This window comes from Billgrantia kenyensis (assembly GCF_013697085.1).
Classification (GTDB): domain Bacteria; phylum Pseudomonadota; class Gammaproteobacteria; order Pseudomonadales; family Halomonadaceae; genus Halomonas; species Halomonas kenyensis.
The window spans coordinates 78,996-96,568 of the sequence record NZ_JACEFT010000010.1 but is presented as its reverse complement, the minus strand read 5'-3'; the positions used below and the strand labels follow the sequence as shown (position 1 = coordinate 96,568).

Sequence of the window (17,573 nt, the reverse complement as noted above, 5' to 3'; positions counted from 1 at the left end):
GTCAGAAGCGAACGCTGGGCGCCGCCTGGATCTCGGCGCTGTCGTCGAATTCCAGCAGGGCTGCATCCTCACGATGCCCCAACGGTCCCGCCAGCAGCACCGGCGGAAAGCTCTGCTTGTAGGTGTTGTACTGCATGACCGCATCGTTGAAGGCCTGGCGCGCAAAGGCGACGCGATTCTCGGTGCTGGTCAGCGTCTCGGAGAGCTGACGCATGTTGTCCGAGGCCTTGAGGTCGGGGTAGGCCTCCATCACCACATTGAGCCGCCCCAGCGCGGCGCCAAGTGCTCCCTCGGCCCCCGCCAGCTCGGCCATGGCGCCGGGCTCGCCCGGCCTGGCTGCCGCCGAGGCCAGTCCAGCCATGGCGGCATTGCGCGCCTCGGTCACGGCAGTCAGGGTGTCGCGTTCGTGGGCCATGTAGGCCTTGGCGGTCTCGACCAGGTTGGGGATCAGGTCGTAGCGTCGCTTCAGTTGCACCTCGATCTGGGCAAAGGCATTCTGATAGCGGTTCCTGAGGGCCACCAGCCGGTTGTAGATGCTGGCGCCATAGATGAGCAGCAGGGCCAGCACTACCAGCACAACAATCAATGTCACGTTCACTCGCTTTCTCCCACCCGTCGCCAATGGTCAGAGCTTGATATACATCAATGCATGAGCCTGCATTAGCGCCTGCTCAATGTTCTGGACCGATGGTATAGTGTGACAGCCGCCCGGGCCAGCCGCCCGCTTCGATGGCTGGCGATACGAACCTGTCACGGTGTCTCTTGCCTCAGCGAATTGCCAGGGAGTCGGTCTTGGTCGCGCAACTCAAGGATTTTCTACACGCCCTAGGCCATGCCCTGCGCAACCTGCTGCCGATCATCGTGGTCGTGGTAGCGTTTCAGGCCCTGCTGCTGCGCGAGTGGCCCGAGGGTGGGCTTGGCATCGCGATAGGTCTGCTCATCGTCGCCGTTGGGGTGGCGCTGTTCCTGCAAGGGCTCGAGCTGAGCATCTTCCCCGTCGGCAAGCGCCTGGCCAACCAGTTTGCCCGGCGCGGTTCCATGCCGTTGCTGATGCTGTTCGGCTTCGCCATCGGCTTCTCTGCCGTGGTGGCCGAGCCGGCCCTGATCGCGGTAGCCGACCAGGCGGCCATGATCAGCGAGGGTCGCATCGATGCCTTGACCCTGCGCCTGATCGTGGCCAGTTCAGTGGGCCTGGTGATGGCACTCGGCGTCTTTCGCGTGATCCTCGGCCACCCGCTGCACTGGTACATGATCGTCGGCTACGTGCTGGTGGTGCTGGTGACCTTCTTCGCCCCCGAAGAAATCGTCGGACTGGCCTACGATTCCGGCGGCGTGACCACCAATATCGTCACCGTACCGCTGATCGCCGCACTCGGCATCGGCCTGGCCTCCTCGATCCGAGGGCGCAACCCGCTGATCGATGGCTTCGGCCTGGTGGCCCTGGCGGTCATGGTGCCGATGATCAGCGTGCAACTCTACGGCATTATCGTCTACGCCGACCCCGGCGAGATCGCCAACGGCGGCGAGATGCTGCTGGCCGATGAGCAGACGGCAATGCCTGCAGGCTGGCTGACGATGATTCTCGACCTGTTCGGCATGCTGCGCGACGTGCTGCCGATCATCCTGGTGATCCTGTTCTTCCAGTACGCCGTACTGCGCCAATCTCTGGCCAGCCCGCTCAAGGTCGGGGTGGGCTTCGCCCTGGTCATCGTCGGCCTCTATGCCTTCGTGGTGGGCCTCAAGCTCGGCCTGTTTCCCATCGGCGAGCGTATGGCAGAGCAGCTGATCGCCTACGACAGCTGGATCTGGGTCTACCTGTTCGCCTTCTGCATCGGCTTTGCCACCACCATGGCGGAGCCGGCGCTGATTGCCGTCGGCCAGCAGGCCGAAGAGGCGGCTGCCGGCAAGATCCGGGGCAACGTCATCCGCATCCTGGTCGCCCTGGGCGTCGCCATCGGCATCACCATCGGCGTGCACCGAATCATCACCGGCGATTCGATTCACTACTACATCATTGGCGGCTACCTGCTGGTGATCTTTCTCACGGCGCTGGCTCCCCGTTACATCGTGGCGCTGGCCTTCGATCTGGGGGGCGTGACCACGTCCGAAGTGACGGTACCGCTGGTCACCGCGCTGGGCATCGGCCTGGCCAGTCAGATCGATGGCCGCAACGTCATGATCGACGGCTTCGGGCTGATCGCCTTCGCTTCGATCTTCCCTATCGTGACCGTAATGATCTATGCCATCCTCATGGAAAAAATGGCCCACCTCGGAGGCAAGAAGACATGAAGTTTTCGCTGTTGGTCGCCATCGTGCCCGAAGAGCTCGAACAGGAGTGCATCGATGCCGCCACCCAAGCCGGCGCTGTCGGCATGACGCTGATGACTGGACGCGGCATCGGCGGCGAGCGCAAGAAGACCTTCTTCGGCCTGACCTATGAGGGCAGCCAGAGCATCATGCTGCTGACCCTGGAGAAGGGCCTGTCGCTCAAGGTGCTCAAGACCATTCGCCAGGTTCTCAACCCCTCGGGTGAAGACTCCCGCGGCCTGGTGATGACGCTGCCGGTGGAACATCTGGGCGGTATCGACATGGCACAGGTCAAGCGCTTCGAAGAGCGGCTCAGGCAAGACGTTTTAGCGAGTGATTGACGGAGAGAACGAGATGCTGGTCAAGGACATCATGAAACGCGACGTGGTGACGGTATCCCCCTTCGCCACCCTGCGCGACGCGCTGAGCCTGATGAAGCGCCACAACCTAAAGAACCTGGTGGTGGAGCAGCAGGACCCCCACGATGCCTGGGGGCTGATCACCTACACCAATATCCTCAAGACCATCGTCGCCGAGAACGGGGATATCGACCTGATCAACGTCTACGACGTCTGCGCCAAGCCCGCCATCGGCGTGGGCGAGTCGCTGGACGTTCGGCATGTCGCCAGCCTGATGACCGACAGCGTGGTCAAGCGCGTACTGGTGCTGGAAGACAACAAATTGCTAGGCCTGGTCACCATGGATGATATCGTAGGGACCGTGCTCGACATGATCGAGTAAGCCGACCGGACCAGACATGCAAGAGTTCTTTACCTGGCTGGGCGAGACACTGGGCGAGATCATTCGCTTCGTGGTCGACCTGCTCGTCATCTTTTTCCGCGACCTGGGCGCCTCCGCCCGGGGCTTCTTCGATGGCCTAGCCTCGGCGCTGGGCATCCCACCCACCCTGATCAGCCTGGCCGTACTGCTGCTAGGGCTGTGGCTGCTCTACCTCGCCCTGCGCGCCCTGCTGCGTCGACGGCTAGTGGCCACCCTGATCTGGGCGCTGCTGGGGGTTACGGTGCTGAGCTGGCTCATCTATTAAGCCCAGCCCAAAACCATGTGCCGCCCCGTAGGGCGGCACTACTCGATACCAGGAAAGGCGGAATTTCCGCCTTTCCTTCCCTCAAGCAAGGGCTTTTTCGATCACCTCGTATACATTCGGCGAAAGTTTCTCGGCCCGGATACGTTCGAGTTCAGCCCTCATCAGTTCCTGGCGGGGCTCGTCGAAACGCTGCCAGCGGGTCAGCGGCGTGACCAGGCGCGAGGCGATCTCGGGATTGAGCCGGTTGAGTTCGATCACCACGTCGGCCAGCAGTCGATAACCCTCGCCGTCGGCACGATGGAAATTGATGCGGTTCTGGTTGACAAAGGTGCCGACCAAGGCACGCACCTTGTTGGGATTCTTCAGCGAGAAGGCCGGGTGAGCCATCAGATGCCTGACGCGATCCAGCGCGTCAGTCTGCGGCCGGGTGACCTGAATGGCGAACCACTGGTCCATCACCAGCGAGTCGTGGGCCCACTTCTCGCCGAAGCTGCGCAGGGCCGGGGCCGCCAGGTCATCGCGGCTGCTGTGGGTGAGCAACGTGAGCGCCTGGCGCACGTCGGTCATGTTGTGATCGGCTTCAAACTGGCGACGTGCGAGTTCGACACCTTCCTCGTCCTCGACGGCCATCAAGTAGCCAAGCGCCACGTTCTTGAGGCTGCGGCGGGCGATCTGCTCGGGTTGCGGCGCGTAGGGCTCGTCGCTTTCGTTCTCCTGATAGAGGCGCAGGAAATCGTCGCGAAGCGTCGCGGCCAGCGACTGCTTGACGAAGGTGCGCGCGGCATGAATCGCCTCGACGTCCACCAGCGGCTGCTGCTCGGCGATGTAGGCCTCGGAGGGCAGGGTCAACATCTCCGCCAGGACTGCCTTGTCGTCACCGCCTCGCTCCAGCAGGGAGCGGAAAGCGTCCACCACGCGTGGATCCATGACTTTCTCGACGCCGTTGCGATGAGCGGCGATGAGATCGTCCAGCGCCAGCATCGCCAGCCGTTGCCCGGCATCCCAGCGGTTGAAGCCATCCGAGTCGTTGGCCAGCAGGAAAGCCAGGTCTTCACGGCTATAGGGGAAGCGCAGCTGTACTGGCGCCGAGAAACCGCGCAGCAGCGAGGGTACCGGTGCCTCAGGAACATCGGTGAAGACGAAGGTCTGCTCTGCCTCACGCAGGTGGATCACACCGTCACTGCCGAGTGACTCGCCCTCCAGGCTCAGGCCCAGGTCGCGACCGGATTTCGTGCCCACCAGGCCCATGCGCACCGGGATATGCTGAGGCGCCTTTTCAGGCTGGTCGGGCGTAGCGGGCGTCCGCTGCCGCAGGGTGAGATGATATTCCGCATTGGCGTAATCATACTCGCCATAGGCATCGATCTCGGGGGTGCCAGCCTGGGAGTACCAGCGCATGAACTGGGTGAGGTCCTGGCCCGAGGCCTCGGCCATGCAGTCGACAAAGTCCTCGATGGTCACCGCCTGGCCGTCGAAGCGCTCGAAGTAGCGGTCGCTGCCGCGGCGGAAGGCCTCCTCCCCCATCAGGTTGTAGAGCATGCGCACCACTTCCGCGCCCTTCTCGTAGATGGTCAGGGTATAGAAGTTGGTGATCTCGATGTAGTGATCGGGGCGCACCGGGTGTGCCGTAGGGCCGGCATCCTCGGCAAACTGAGCGGTGCGGAAGAAGGCCACGTCCTCGATACGCTTGACCGCCGCCGAATTGACGTCGGCCGAGAAGCACTGGTCGCGAAAAACGGTGAAACCTTCCTTGAGCGACAGCTGGAACCAGTCGCGACAGGTGACCCGGTTGCCCGACCAGTTGTGAAAGTACTCATGGGCGACAATACCCTCGACCCGCTGGAAGGCGGCATCGGTGGCGGTATCCGGGTGTGTCAGCACTGCCGCCGAGTTGAAGAGGTTGAGCCCCTTGTTCTCCATCGCCCCCATGTTGAAGTCGTTGACCGCCACGATCATGAACAGGTCGAGGTCGTACTCGCGGCCATAGGTTTCTTCGTCCCACTTCATGGCGCGCTTGAGCGAGGCCATGGCGTGGTCGGTCTTGCCCAGGTTCTCCTCCTCGACCCAGATCTGCAGCGTGACCTCGCGCCCGCTCATGGTCGTGAAACGATCCTCCACCTTCTTCAAATCGCCGGCGACGAGGGCAAAGAGGTAGCTGGGCTTGGGGAAGGGGTCGTTCCAGGTCACGAAATGACGGCCGTCCGGCAGCTCGCCCCGCTTCACCGGGTTGCCGTTGGAGAGCAACACCGGCTGGCCCGCCTTGTCGCCGATCACCGTGGTGGAGTAGGTGGCCATCACATCAGGACGATCCGGGTAATAGGTGATCCGGCGAAAGCCTTCGGCTTCGCACTGGGTGCAGTACATGCCGCTGGAAAGATAGAGACCCTCGAGCGCCGTGTTGTCACACGGCGCGATCTCGACCTCGGTATCCAGGCGAAACCTGGCGGGCGGCTGGCGCACGCTCAAACCGTCATCGTCGAGCGTGTATTCGTCGCTTTCCAGCGCCTGGCCATCGATGGCGATGTGCTTGAGGATCAGCTGCTCGCCGTCCAGCCTGAGCGGTTCTCCCTCCTTGCACTCGGGATGACGCTCCATCTGCAGGCTTGCCTTGACCCGGGTGGCAGCAGGGTCCAGCTCGAAGGTGAGGTCGACGTGGGCGACACGATAGGCCGGAGGCCGGTAGTCGTGGCGGTAGGTCGGCTTGGGTTCAGACATCAAAATGCTCCTGTCCATGGTTGAGAGCATTGTACGGTTGGCGACCCCCGAACCTCAAAGCCGCGCCGCACTCAGCGCCGTACCAGCCGGTCGGATGAACCCACCGTGGCGGCCGGTTCCGGGCGCGTAGCGATCCATAGCCCCAGCAGCGAGAGTCCGACCACCAGCACCAGCTTGAGCCACAGCAGGCTTAGCGTCAGGAGCAGTACGAGGATCGAGAAGGCCAGCATGCCGCCTGCCAGCCACTTGGCATGGCGAGGAATCGCCCGCTCCCCCTCCCAGGCGACGACGGTGGGGCCGAAGCGGGGGTGCTCACGGATCCACAGGGCGAAGCGGGGCGACCCACGGGAAGCGGCCCACACGGCCAGCAGCATGAAGCAGGTCGTCGGCATCAGCGGCACGAACACGCCGATGACACCGAGTCCGAAGCTGACCCAGGCCAAGGCAATGAAGACGACGCGACGAAGCGACTGCATGCTGAGGCTCCTGCTGACGATGTCACACGATTCCTATTGAAGCCCATCTGCCAGGAGCAGGCCAATCGGCTGTGGCTATGGCACCGTTCGGAAAAAACGACGAAAAAAAGCTCGCCCGGAGGCGAGCCGTGAGCGCGGACCGATTCACTGGATCGGAATTTCGCGTCGCTGGGCCTTGATCTCCCCGCTGCGCGGCACCTGGATCTTGAGCACGCCATGGCTGAAGCTGGCCCGAATTTCCTCGGGCTGGGCATCACCAGGCAGGTCGAGGACCCGGCGAAAGCTGCCATAGGAGCGCTCGATACGCTGATACCTGTCCTCCTTGGTGGTACTCTCCTGGCGCTTCTCGCCTTCGATGATCAGGCGATCGTCATCCAGGGTCAGCTTGATGTCCTTTTCGTCGACTCCCGGCACTTCGACGCTGATCAGGTACTCCTCATCGCGCTCGGCGATGTCGAGCTGCGGTTTGAGCAGGCTCGACATCTCGTCGAAGCGACTTTCGAGGGAAGGCATGCCGAACTGGCGCATGACACCGTCCATCCAGCGGTCGAGTTCCTGATGCATCCCCAACAGGGGCGAAAGCTCGCCCTGCCGGGGTTCCACGGTGACCGGTGCCGCGCGATCCGCACGCTCGCTCTTGAACCAGTTCCAGGGGGACAACTTCTGCAGATTCATACGCCACCTCCTTTTCGTACCTTGATGACACGTGACGCATCGGACAGGGCCGACATGGCTCTGTCTCAGCAAACTAAGAATTAGTGGCGTCCCGGTGCATTTCAAGGTCAGAAGGAAGTGTACTTGCGCTGGATCAATCCAGCGCAAGTGACAAGGTCGCCATCGGCTCGGGCCCCAGCCGATGGCATGCTGCAGCGGGGTCAGTCGCGGAAGTTATCGAACTGCAGGGCCAGGTCAGGACCTCCCTCACCACGAAGCAGGGCCATGACCTGCTGCAGGTCGTCACGCTTCTTACCAGTCACCCTCACCTTCTCGCCCTGGATCTGTGCCTGCACCTTGAGCTTGCTGTCCTTGATCCGCTTGACGATATCCTTGGCTTCCTTCTGCTCCAGCCCTTGCTTGAGCTTGACCTCCTGGCGGGCACGAACCCCGGAGAGCTCGGGCTCCTGCACGTCCATGCAACGTGCATCGATGCCACGGGCTATCAGGCGATTACTCAACACGTCCAGCATCTGCTTGAGCTGAAAGTCGACTTCGGCTTCCAGTTGCACTGTGTCTCCGTTCAGCTCAAAGCTCGCCTTGACCCCCTTGAAGTCGAAGCGGCCCTGGATCTCACGGTTGGCCTGGTCAACGGCGTTGCTGGCTTCGTGCTTGTCGTATTCGGAAACGATATCGAAAGAAGGCATGTCTGATCCCTAGTGGCCCGGTCAATGTGAATGGAAGTCTACCAGCCTCCGGCGTGCCCTGCGCACTCGCACTATGTGGAGCTGATGGCTCGCGGCGTGACTTGGGCCGTATCGGCAAGAGGCTTGCTCATCTGCCAGCCGGCACAGCCGTCCTCGTAATAGTCTTCCAGCCAGCGCTCGAGGCGAAAGCCCATGCGACGGTAGAGCCCGATGGCAATGCGGTTGTCCGCCCTTACCTCGAGCCCCAGCATCCCGGCCCCCTGCTCGACGGCCTTGAGCTCCAGCGCTTCCAGCAGATGCCGCCCAAGGCCGCTGCCGCGAGCCTCGGGGTGAACGCAGAACGAATAGAGGCGAGCACGACGACTGCCGCGCCGAAACAGCAGGGTGCCATAGCCCATCAGGCGCTCGCCGTCAGCAGCCACGATGGTCTCGGCATGAGCACGATTCAGCAGGTGCCAGAGCTGGCGACGGCTGAAGCGGTCGCCGCTGAAGGCAACCTGCTCCAGCCGGTAAAGCGCGTCCAGGTCCTGCGGGCAGGCCCGGCGCAGTATCACGGTCATCGGGATCTCCGGTGCAGACTGCACATGGAAAACTTGCTACAAGCGTAGGTACTTGAGTAGGCGCTGCGGACGGCATTCTCGGCCGCGGCAATCATGAAATCATTTCACCTGCCGTTGCGCTTGTCGATAGCTATTGTCAGGAGCATGCTGGCCGCAGCGGCACTGTGCCGCCACCCCGCCCAACCGAATGGAAGCCCCCATGTGCCCCTTGCGTATCGTTGTCGATCAGCAGCAAGACTGGCAGCCCTACTATCCCTCCGAAGATCTGATCACGGCCGACGAGTTCCTTGCACTGGATCGACGTCATCGAAGTGGCATCGATCAGGATCGCAGCACCCACGTGATCAACCTGTGCGGGGAGCTCGACTATCTCGGTACCGGCTACTATGTCTCGCTGCTTGCGCAGGCACGGGGTCAGCGAGTACTACCCACCGTGGAGACACTCAATGAACTGTCACGCAAGGCTCTCATCGACCTGAGGCTGGATACCCTGGCGCCGCTGCTTGGTGAGTTGTCTCGCCAGGGTCGCCTGGCTGGGGACAGCGTGACTCTGCGCATATTGTTCGGTGAGTGCCACGCCCCCGAGCTGGCTCGCCTCGCCCGCAAGCTCTTCGAGCGACTACCCTGTCCGCTGCTCGAAGCACGCCTGGTCCAGCGTCACGACGCCTGGCGCCTGGCCCGCCTCAAGCCGATCGCGCTGCAAGAGCTGAATGCCGACGAACAGGACCTATTCGCTTCCGCACTCAATCGGCACTCGCGCAAGGTCTGGCGTACGCCCAAGGCTCGTCGCCGCTATCGTTTCGATCTGGCCATCCTGGTCGACCCTAAGGAGGCCATGCCGCCAAGCAATACCAGTGCGCTTAAGGCGTTCATACGCGCTGGACGCAAGCTGGGCATCGACGTCTCGTTGATCACCCGACGCGATGCCGGCCGACTTGCCGAGTTCGACGGCCTGTTCATCCGTGAGACGACTGCCCTGGACCATCACACCTACCGCATGGCCAGGCGAGCCGAGCACGAGGGACTCGTGGTGATCGACTCGCCGCGGGATATCCTGTGCTGTACCAACAAGGTATATCTGCATGCGCTGCTCCGGGCTCGGGGTGTGCCGGCACCGGAGGGTGTCCTGCTCAAGCGCCACGACCGTCACCCACTGGCCGAGAGGTTGTCCGGCCTGAGCTTCCCCATGGTGCTCAAGATTCCCGACGGCTCCTTCTCCCGCGGCGTCGTCAAGATCGAGTCGCTGGAGCTGCTCGAGCAAGAGGCCAGGCGGCTATTCGAGGATTCCGCCCTGCTGCTGCTGCAGGAGTGGCTTCCCACAGAGTACGACTGGCGCATCGGCGTACTCGACGGCAAGGTGCTGTTCGCCAGCCGCTACTACATGGCGCGCGGACACTGGCAGATTTATGACCACTCGGGTAGCCGGGTGAGGAGCGGCGGCTTTACCACTCACGACCCGTCCGAGGTGCCGCCTGCGGTGATAAAAGCTGCCTTGAAGGCCACACGACTGATAGGCAACGGCCTATATGGCGTCGACCTCAAGCAAGCGGGGGAACGGGTCGTGGTCATCGAGGTCAACGACAATCCCAACGTGGATGCCGGCATCGAGGATGCCGTCCTGGGCCGCGAACTCTACGAGCGGATCATGGCCGTCTTTCTGGCACGCATGGAAGCCCGGGTAACGGCAAGGTCGGCGAGCGAATAAGGCGTCGCTGCTTGGACACACCCTCCCCTTACTCAAAAAAACAAATCCCATCAATATATTACCCTGATACCTACTATGCTTGTCGCTGTTAGGAGACAGATCAAGCTCTTGATCTGCAAGGCTCAGTCAACTTTACGCCTCACGCGTCTCTTAATGGCGACACAATAGCACCATCACTTCTGATAACAACTCTCTATATCCACGCCAGCCATCTGACTGGAAAGGCTTTTTTCCAGTTGGCGTAGATGTTGCGTACTGAAAGGCACGCTAACGCGATAAACCCGGCCCTACCTCGCCATCCCGCGTCGGTACACACCGGCGGATGGCGCTGCTTGGATGACAGGGCCCTGACTGCAAGGAGCAACGACGACCATGAAAATCACTATCTTCGGTTCTGGCTATGTAGGTCTCGTCACCGGTGCCTGTCTGGCCGATGTCGGCCATCAGGTCATGTGCGTGGACGTCGATGAAGACAAGGTGGCACGGCTCAACGCTGGCGAGGTACCGATCTACGAACCTGGCCTGGAGGACCTGATCAGCAAGAACAAGGCGGCGGGACGCATCGAGTTCACGACGGATGCTGCCAAGGCAATCGAGTTCGGCCTGTTGCAGTTCATCGCCGTGGGCACTCCCTCGGACGAAGATGGCAGCGCCGACCTGAAGTATGTGCTGAAAGTCGCCGAAACCATCGGCCAGCACATGAACGACTACAAGATCGTCATCGACAAGTCGACCGTTCCGGTGGGAACAGCCAGCAAGGTTGAGCGTAGCGTAGCGGCCGAGCTGGAGAAGCGTGGCGTTGCTCTGGAGTTCGATGTCTGCTCCAACCCGGAGTTCCTCAAGGAAGGGGCTGCGATAGAAGATTTCTCGCGCGGCTCGCGCATCGTCGTCGGCACCGACTCGGAGCGCGTCAAGAAGGCGATGCTGGAATGCTACGGCCCCTACAACCGCCAGCGTGACAAGGTGATGTTCATGGGCGTGCGCAGCGCCGAGCTGACCAAGTACGCCGCCAATGCCATGCTGGCGACCAAGATCAGCTTCATCAACGAAGTGGCCAACCTGGCCGAACGCCTGGGTGCCGATGTCGAGGAAATCCGTCACGGTATCGGCTCCGACCCGCGTATCGGCTACAGCTTCATCTATCCTGGCTGCGGCTATGGCGGCTCCTGCTTCCCCAAGGACGTCAAGGCATTGGCCCATACCGCCGAGGAAATCGGTCATCCCGCAGAGATGATCAAGGCAGTCGAGCGCGTCAATGCACGGCAGAAGAGCAAGCTGTTCGAAAAGCTTTGCCAGGCTTTCGACGGTCAGCTCAAGGGCAAGACCATCGCGATCTGGGGGCTGGCCTTCAAGCCCAACACCGATGACATGCGCGAGGCACCCAGCCGCGAGCTGATGGAGGCGCTGTGGGACGCCGGTGCCCGGGTGCAAGCTTATGACCCGGAAGCCATGGACGAGTGCCGCCGCATCTACGGTCAGCGCGATGACCTGGTGCTGGCCGAGCGCCGTGACGACACCCTGGAAGGCGCCCACGCGCTGGTCATCTGCACCGAGTGGAAGGCGTTTCGCACCATCGACTTCCCCGAGCTTTACCAGACGCTCGAGGAGCCGGTACTGGTCGATGGCCGCAACCTGTTCCAACCCGATACCGTCAAGGCTGCAGGTCTCGCCTACTACGGCATCGGCCGAGGTGACTCCGTGCGGCCCGTGCTGGCCTGAGGAGCGCCCATGTCCGCAACTCCTCGAGACCCAACCACTGCCAGCCGACTCACGGAGGTCACCACCTTCGTGTTCGGCCTGGCGCTGCTGATCCTGATCGTCAGCGAGCTGCCGTCGGATGTGTTTTCGCCCGAGTCGCAGACCTTCTTCTTCGTCATCGGCACGATCGCCATCTGGCGTTACTCCTGGTGGGCGGTGCAGGCGGTGCGCTCGGTCTGGTACAACCGCGTCGTCTTCCCGCGCATGCGGGCCGAGGCCGATGCGGTCAGCGAGCTCGACAAGCCTTCGGAACTGTTCGTCCTGTGCACCTCCTTCCGCATCGAGGCACAGGTCAACTTCCAGGTCTATGACGCCCTGATCAGGGAGGCGAGCGAGTACGGCGTACCGACGACGGTGTTCGCCTCCGTCTCGGATCGCACCGACGTGGATGTCATCACCCACGTCATGGACGAGCACGGCTGGCCGAGCAACATCGAAGTGCGCTACATGTTCCAGAAAGGAGACGGCAAGCGCTCGGCCATGGCCGAGGTGCTGCGGGCAATCTCCCGGCGCTTGCCGGTGCCGGGTTCGCTGCTGATCTCCATGGATGGCGACATCCGGCTGGAACCAGGCACGCTTGAACGCTCGCTCTCCTTCTTTCAAGCGCAAGAAGATGTCGGTGCTATCACCACAAACAACCGGGCCGAGGTGACCGGCAACGATGCGACGCGGGAGTGGTACGACCTGCGCTACGCACAGCGGCACCTGATGATGAGTTCGATGTCGCTGTCACGTCGCCTGCTCGTCCTTACCGGACGCTACAGCGTGTTTCGTGCCGATCTCGCCACTCAACCGGACTTCATCGAGCTGATCGAGAGCGACCACGTCGACCACTGGCGCTTCGGTAACTTCAAGTTCCTGTCGGGGGACGACAAGTCTTCCTGGTACTGGCTGCTGAAGAACGGCTGGCGCATGCTCTACATCCCTGATGTCTACGTGACGGGGTTCGAGGAGCTGCCCGACCGGCGGCGCTTCTTTGCCTCGACCACCGACCTGATGCGTCGCTGGTATGGCAACATGCTGCGCACCAGCAACCGGGCAATCTCGCTGGGACCCCGCCCGATGGGCATGTTCACCTGGTGGAGCCTGGTCGATCAGCGCCTCTCGATGTGGACGACGCTGGTCGGGCCCACGGTGGTGACGCTGGTATCCCTCTTCATCAGGCCTTCGTTCTTCTTCGCCTACGTGCTCTGGATCCTGATGACCCGCGGCATCGCCACCTTGATCCTGGCCTGGCAGCGCGGCCGCTTCAGCCTGCTGTGGATCCCGCTGATCTATTACAACCAGGTGTGGGGCGCCATGCTGAAGACCTACGTGAGCTTTCGCTTCAACCGTCAGAAGTGGTCACGCCAAGGGATCTCGGCGGGGGAACCGGAGGATCCGGTGGCGGCACGTCGACAGCGCCTCATGGGGCACGTGCTACATGGTTTCGCCTATGGCGTCCTGCTGTTCGTGTTGATCCTGTCCACGGGGGTGATGAGTCCCCCGGACCGGGTATCGCTGCATATCGCTCGTGACCAGTCGCGGGAGAACAGCCAGCAACCCGAACAGCTCGACCGCTGGCTAAGCTCGACTCTCGCCGACAGGCAGAGAGAGGCCGTACAGCTCCCCCCTGGCCACTTCCGGCTGGAAGACGGCCTGGTCGAGATGGTGCAAAGAAGCGTCCAACCAGGCGACAAGCAGGTGCTGGGCAATCAGAACACCTCGCTGGCAATATCGCCCGCCCTGGCGGAGCTGATGCAGGGCCCCGACGGGAATCCCATTCAAGGCGCCGTCGAATGCACCATCGATGCGTCCTGCCAGCTGGCCCTCGAAGAACACAACCTGACCCTCGTCAACGTAAGACTCAGGGTCGAGCCCGCCGCACAACCCGATGTGGCGACTCTTCCCTGACGCAAGGAGCGACCAACGGATGGCTGATAAATTTTCACACGACGACCCCAAGCGGCATGAGCCAACATTAGGCGGGAGTCGCACCAGGAAGGAGCCCGACGCTTCCAGCGAATCGGGGAACGCCGATTACGACAGCGTTCGCTTGCAGCAAGGAGATCGCCTCCAGCACGAGCGCCGTGACGAGCGTGGCTACATCCGCGTCACGCTGCCGTTTCGTGTCGATCTCGCCGACAGCGACGCTGAGCTGAGTGGTAATGACGTCTCCCTGGGTGGCTTCTCTGCCCAGAGCCGGAATGGCTTTCAACCCGGCGAGCGCATCTCCGCCTCGCTGTTGATGATGGCCGGCGCCACCGAGTTGATCGTGCCACTGAAGGCCGAGTGCCTGCGTGCGGTCCCCGCCTCAGGCGGCGAGGGGTATGACGTCAGCTTCGAGATCACCGAGATCGAGCCGCAACACAGGGAGCTGCTGCGTCAGATCATTCGCAGTGCGCTCAGCGGACGCTCCCCCAACGTAGAAGGGCTGCTTGCCGGTGAAGATCCCCAGACTCCGCGCAAGCGGCAGGCAACCAAGCCGCTGCCGCCGGCACGGCCACCCAAGCCCATTGGGCGCTATGTCCTGCTGTTCGCCGCCATCGGCGTGCTGGTCCTCGTGGGCGCTGCCACCGCCTACCGCAACTTCATGCTGATCGAACCCAGTTTCGCCGCAGTGACAGCGCCGCGTATCGACATTCGCGCGCCAGGCCCGGGCATTCTCGGCGAGCATGAGCTGGTGGCTGGCGACGTGGTCGAGCGCGACCAGCTGTTGACCAACGTGGTCAACAGCGACCTGGAGTCCGATCTGATCCTCGCCGAGGCCGCGCTGGACTACAACAACCGGCTGCTCGACAACCTGCGCGAGCATATCGAAGGCGGCATGCAGGAAGTGAGCCTTGCCAATTCCGCCCAGCCGGCGAGCGGCGACACCATGACCTTCGAGTCGGTGTCGCCGGAGATCGCCCAGGCGCGCATCGACCAGTTCGAAACCGTACGTGACTACGAGAGCTCGCGCATCGCCGCCCTCGAGGCCCGCATGGCCAGCAATGACATCTACAGTCCCTGCGATTGCCTGGTGGCCTGGGCACTGAGCAGCGCCGACGGCGTCTACATCAACGAGAGCGAGCGGATCATGACGCTGATTCGCACCGACGAGGACGATGTGCTGGTCGAGGCGCTGGTGCACATGGACGATATCAGCCGCATCGACTCCGACCAGCAGGCCTATGTGACACTGGCCAATGCCAACCAACCGATTCGCGCCCGGGTACGCAACGTTGCCCTCGACGTCGAGCGCCAGCCTCGTGCCGGCTTCCCCAGTTGGGTGCGCCAGCAGCAAAACGTCGCCAGCGTGCTACTGGTACCAGAGGAGCCACTGCCGGCAGAAAGCGTCGGCCAGCCGGTCGACGTGCGTTTCGCCGAGACACCCCTGCTGGCAGCCGGGTCGGAGAGAATCTGGCAAGGCGTCCGCTCGGTCATCCAGTTTGGCGACGATATCTATCGCGCCGCCACGGAGGACGATGATGAAGTTACCGACGATAGCTAAGTTGAAAGCGCGCGCCACGGGTCAACCCCTGGGCCTGGTCTTGGGCGCCGTCTGCCTCCTGCCAGCCACGGCCGGATACACTGACGAGGGCCCCCAAGCCCTCGTTGGCATTCCCCAGGTCGAAGCCTGCTCGCAGCGCTACACCGCCATGGAGACACCGCGCCCGAGGCAGGCAGCCGATGCCGGCTCCGCCGATGGGCATGCCGCCGTACGCCAGAATTTCCATACCACTCGCCACTGGGGTACCGACAAGAACGTCGAACGACTGGGCAGCGGGCAGACCGGCATCGACGAACCCGGCCTGCGGGTCCACTACCCTGCCGGCACCTCATCGCCAGGTGAGGAGCCCCGCGGTGGCGCCGGCTTCTACAGCGAGCCACCTTCGCTGCAAGGTGCCGACCGTGCCTGCCTCAGCTACATGGTGCGCTTCCCGTCCGATTTCGATTTCGTGCAGGGCGGCAAGCTGCCAGGCCTGTATGGCGGCGAGGCCCCCTCGGGCGGCGAGGCAGTCGATGGGCTGAGCGGCTTCTCGCTGCGCCTGATGTGGCGTGAAGAAGGCGAAGGTGAGCTCTACCCCTACGTCGTCGGTTTCGAAGGCGCCTCGGTGGGCCGCGGCTTCTGGCGCTTCCCCCTCGGTCAATGGGTAACGATCGAGCAGGAGGTCGTGCTCAATGACCCCGGCCAGGAAAACGGTGTCGCTCGGCTCTGGGTCGACGGCCGACCGGTGTTGGAGCACCAGAGCGTGAACTTCCGCAACACGCCCGACCTGACCATCGATGGACTGATGTTCTCTACCTTCTTCGGCGGCACGGGGGAAGGGTGGCGGACACCACGTGACCAATACGTGGACTTTGCCGCTTTCCGTTTCTACGTCCCGGAATCTTGATTCACTCCGCATTCGAGCGCCAATGGAGCGACGCCGATCATGCCCCTTGCTGTAGTAAAAGGACTTATTCGACACCCCTTGCTGCCTCTGCTGCCGGCCGCCCTTCTTGCGATAGGTAGCGCGGCAGCGACGGCCGACACCCTCTCACGAGAAGAGCGCATGGCGCTCGATCTCTCCGACTATCGCGTCAACGATACCGATGCCAGCTATTTCGATGTCGAAGCGCGCATGGAGCTGCTGAACGAGACCCAGAACTCGATACTGCTACAAGAAAGGAAGGAAGCCGGACTCGGAATCAGCTGTCAGCAAAAACTGAACTTCGAGCCGATCACGACCCGCGGGGGCATACCGGGCTTCTACCCGAGCCCCGAAGAGTGGGAACTGGCTACCGAGCCGCTCTTCGCCTTCGAGGACAGCACCTCGGAGCTGGCCGGGGCCTTTGTCGCCACCGGCGACACCTTCTATGCCGACTGCCTGGTGAAATACCTTTACGGCTGGGCCGACGCCAAGGCGCTGACCACCTTCCGCTACGACTCCCTGGAGCCGCAGGCATGGTTCGCTTCCGAGTCGATGCTGTTTGCCGCGGCCATGGCCTACTCCGTCGTGCGTCCCTTCGTGGACGGCCTCGAGGAGGAACGAGCGGAAGTGGAGCGGTGGCTGCACGGTCTCGCCCTGCAGCATTCGGCCATTCCCGGCGAACCGGAAGAGAGCTGTTGCAACAACCATTTCTATCGTCGAGCGCTCTACGCCAGCATGGTCGGGGTGCTGGTCGAGGATGACGACCTGTTCCGCTTCGGTGTCAGCGCCATCTATTCGGCCCTGCACGACATGACCGAGAGCGGCGCCCTGCCGCTGGAAGTCGGACGTGGCCGCCGCGCCACCCACTACCAGAACTACGCACTGAACTACCTGATTACCAACATGCAGGTGATTGAGCGCCAGGGCTACGACATCTTCGAGCTCGAGTACGAAGGCAGCACCATTCATGAAGCCATCGACTTTCTGTTTCTGATTCTGGACGACCCGGCCGCGCTCGGCGATTACGCGCCGCTGGAGCAGTTCACCGGTTTCCTGCGCGACCCGCAGTACTTCACCTGGATGGACATCTACCTTGCCCATTACGACCACCCCCAGGTGGCCGACTTCGTGTCCCGGGTACGGCCCACCTACAACCGCAGTGCGGGTGGCTTCATCACACTCTATTTCATGACCCCAGATGCCCAGCAGCACGTCTTCATGGACGAAGAGCGTCGCAGTACCGAAGCATTTCGTGGCCTGGGTAATTAAG

At 62.5% G+C, this 17,573-nt stretch carries 16 protein-coding genes; 10 read left to right on the top strand and 6 right to left on the bottom strand.

The window, feature by feature from the left end; translation table 11 throughout:
- Position 1 precedes the first annotated feature (1 nt).
- Positions 2–598 carry a LemA family protein gene (locus tag H1D44_RS10035; RefSeq protein WP_181514715.1) on the bottom strand — a complete coding sequence of 199 codons (597 nt, stop codon included), beginning with the start codon at positions 596–598 and terminating at the stop codon, positions 2–4.
- Positions 599–792: 194 nt separating this feature from the next.
- Here H1D44_RS10035 and H1D44_RS21240 point away from each other — a divergent pair, with 194 nt between their 5' ends.
- From H1D44_RS21240 to H1D44_RS10015, 4 genes are read left to right on the top strand one after another with little or no spacing between them, the layout of a single operon-like run.
- Positions 793–2,289, top strand: coding sequence for a DUF1538 domain-containing protein (locus H1D44_RS21240; RefSeq protein ID WP_338073457.1), 1,497 nt, complete (start codon positions 793–795; stop codon positions 2,287–2,289).
- The gene (locus tag H1D44_RS10025) at positions 2,286–2,648 is read left to right on the top strand and encodes a P-II family nitrogen regulator (RefSeq protein ID WP_181514713.1); all 363 of its coding nucleotides are present in this window, start codon (positions 2,286–2,288) and stop codon (positions 2,646–2,648) included. Before H1D44_RS21240 ends, H1D44_RS10025 begins: the two co-directional genes overlap by 4 nt.
- Positions 2,649–2,661: 13 nt before the next feature.
- A complete protein-coding gene (locus H1D44_RS10020; RefSeq protein ID WP_181514712.1) occupies positions 2,662–3,048 on the top strand; it encodes a CBS domain-containing protein in 387 nt (128 codons plus the stop codon).
- A gap of 16 nt (positions 3,049–3,064) precedes the next feature.
- Positions 3,065–3,352 (top strand): hypothetical protein, encoded by a 288-nt coding sequence (locus H1D44_RS10015; protein ID WP_181514711.1) that lies wholly within the window; start codon positions 3,065–3,067, stop codon positions 3,350–3,352.
- An 81-nt stretch (positions 3,353–3,433) separates the two neighbouring features.
- Here the strand turns inward: H1D44_RS10015 and pepN are convergent, their stop codons facing one another.
- From pepN to H1D44_RS09990, 5 genes are all read right to left on the bottom strand, one after another.
- Entirely contained in the window at positions 3,434–6,067 is a 2,634-nt protein-coding gene (pepN, locus tag H1D44_RS10010; protein ID WP_181514710.1) for an aminopeptidase N, read from the bottom strand.
- 71 nt (positions 6,068–6,138) lie between these two features.
- Positions 6,139–6,543 carry a YbaN family protein gene (locus tag H1D44_RS10005; RefSeq protein WP_181514709.1) on the bottom strand — a complete coding sequence of 135 codons (405 nt, stop codon included), beginning with the start codon at positions 6,541–6,543 and terminating at the stop codon, positions 6,139–6,141.
- Positions 6,544–6,687: 144 nt separating this feature from the next.
- Positions 6,688–7,218, bottom strand: coding sequence for an Hsp20/alpha crystallin family protein (locus tag H1D44_RS10000; RefSeq protein WP_181514708.1), 531 nt, complete (start codon positions 7,216–7,218; stop codon positions 6,688–6,690).
- 200 nt (positions 7,219–7,418) lie between these two features.
- The gene (locus H1D44_RS09995; protein WP_181514707.1) at positions 7,419–7,904 is read right to left on the bottom strand and encodes a YajQ family cyclic di-GMP-binding protein; all 486 of its coding nucleotides are present in this window, start codon (positions 7,902–7,904) and stop codon (positions 7,419–7,421) included.
- 71 nt (positions 7,905–7,975) lie between these two features.
- On the bottom strand, positions 7,976–8,464 hold the full coding sequence (locus H1D44_RS09990; RefSeq protein ID WP_181514706.1) for a GNAT family N-acetyltransferase: 489 nt from the start codon (positions 8,462–8,464) through the stop codon (positions 7,976–7,978).
- A gap of 199 nt (positions 8,465–8,663) precedes the next feature.
- Between H1D44_RS09990 and H1D44_RS09985 the strand changes: the two genes are divergently transcribed.
- From H1D44_RS09985 to H1D44_RS09960, 6 genes are all read left to right on the top strand, one after another.
- Positions 8,664–10,169: a RimK family protein gene (locus H1D44_RS09985; protein ID WP_181514705.1), complete on the top strand. Its 1,506-nt coding sequence runs from the start codon at positions 8,664–8,666 to the stop codon at positions 10,167–10,169.
- A gap of 372 nt (positions 10,170–10,541) precedes the next feature.
- On the top strand, positions 10,542–11,888 hold the full coding sequence (locus H1D44_RS09980; protein WP_181514704.1) for a UDP-glucose dehydrogenase family protein: 1,347 nt from the start codon (positions 10,542–10,544) through the stop codon (positions 11,886–11,888).
- A gap of 9 nt (positions 11,889–11,897) precedes the next feature.
- Entirely contained in the window at positions 11,898–13,820 is a 1,923-nt protein-coding gene (locus tag H1D44_RS09975) for a glycosyltransferase (protein WP_181514703.1), read from the top strand.
- Between the two features lie 19 nt (positions 13,821–13,839).
- Positions 13,840–15,399 carry a PilZ domain-containing protein gene (locus tag H1D44_RS09970; RefSeq protein ID WP_181514702.1) on the top strand — a complete coding sequence of 520 codons (1,560 nt, stop codon included), beginning with the start codon at positions 13,840–13,842 and terminating at the stop codon, positions 15,397–15,399.
- 1 nt (position 15,400) lies between these two features.
- Positions 15,401–16,285, top strand: a complete 885-nt coding sequence (locus H1D44_RS09965) for a polysaccharide lyase (protein ID WP_238984376.1) — start codon at positions 15,401–15,403, stop codon at positions 16,283–16,285.
- A 159-nt stretch (positions 16,286–16,444) separates the two neighbouring features.
- Positions 16,445–17,572 carry an alginate lyase family protein gene (locus tag H1D44_RS09960; protein WP_238984375.1) on the top strand — a complete coding sequence of 376 codons (1,128 nt, stop codon included), beginning with the start codon at positions 16,445–16,447 and terminating at the stop codon, positions 17,570–17,572.
- Position 17,573: the final 1 nt, after the last annotated feature.

Coding starts and splice junctions, on each gene's coding strand:
- H1D44_RS09995 (WP_181514707.1), bottom strand. CDS start 7,904: ATGCCTTCTTTCGATATCGTTTCCGAATACGACAAGCACGAAGCCAGC.
- H1D44_RS09975 (WP_181514703.1), top strand. CDS start 11,898: ATGTCCGCAACTCCTCGAGACCCAACCACTGCCAGCCGACTCACGGAG.
- pepN (WP_181514710.1), bottom strand. CDS start 6,067: ATGTCTGAACCCAAGCCGACCTACCGCCACGACTACCGGCCTCCGGCC.
- H1D44_RS10015 (WP_181514711.1), top strand. CDS start 3,065: ATGCAAGAGTTCTTTACCTGGCTGGGCGAGACACTGGGCGAGATCATT.
- H1D44_RS10005 (WP_181514709.1), bottom strand. CDS start 6,543: ATGCAGTCGCTTCGTCGCGTCGTCTTCATTGCCTTGGCCTGGGTCAGC.
- H1D44_RS09990 (WP_181514706.1), bottom strand. CDS start 8,464: ATGACCGTGATACTGCGCCGGGCCTGCCCGCAGGACCTGGACGCGCTT.
- H1D44_RS09980 (WP_181514704.1), top strand. CDS start 10,542: ATGAAAATCACTATCTTCGGTTCTGGCTATGTAGGTCTCGTCACCGGT.
- H1D44_RS09985 (WP_181514705.1), top strand. CDS start 8,664: ATGTGCCCCTTGCGTATCGTTGTCGATCAGCAGCAAGACTGGCAGCCC.
- H1D44_RS10020 (WP_181514712.1), top strand. CDS start 2,662: ATGCTGGTCAAGGACATCATGAAACGCGACGTGGTGACGGTATCCCCC.
- H1D44_RS10025 (WP_181514713.1), top strand. CDS start 2,286: ATGAAGTTTTCGCTGTTGGTCGCCATCGTGCCCGAAGAGCTCGAACAG.
- H1D44_RS10000 (WP_181514708.1), bottom strand. CDS start 7,218: ATGAATCTGCAGAAGTTGTCCCCCTGGAACTGGTTCAAGAGCGAGCGT.
- H1D44_RS09970 (WP_181514702.1), top strand. CDS start 13,840: ATGGCTGATAAATTTTCACACGACGACCCCAAGCGGCATGAGCCAACA.
- H1D44_RS09960 (WP_238984375.1), top strand. CDS start 16,445: ATGGCGCTCGATCTCTCCGACTATCGCGTCAACGATACCGATGCCAGC.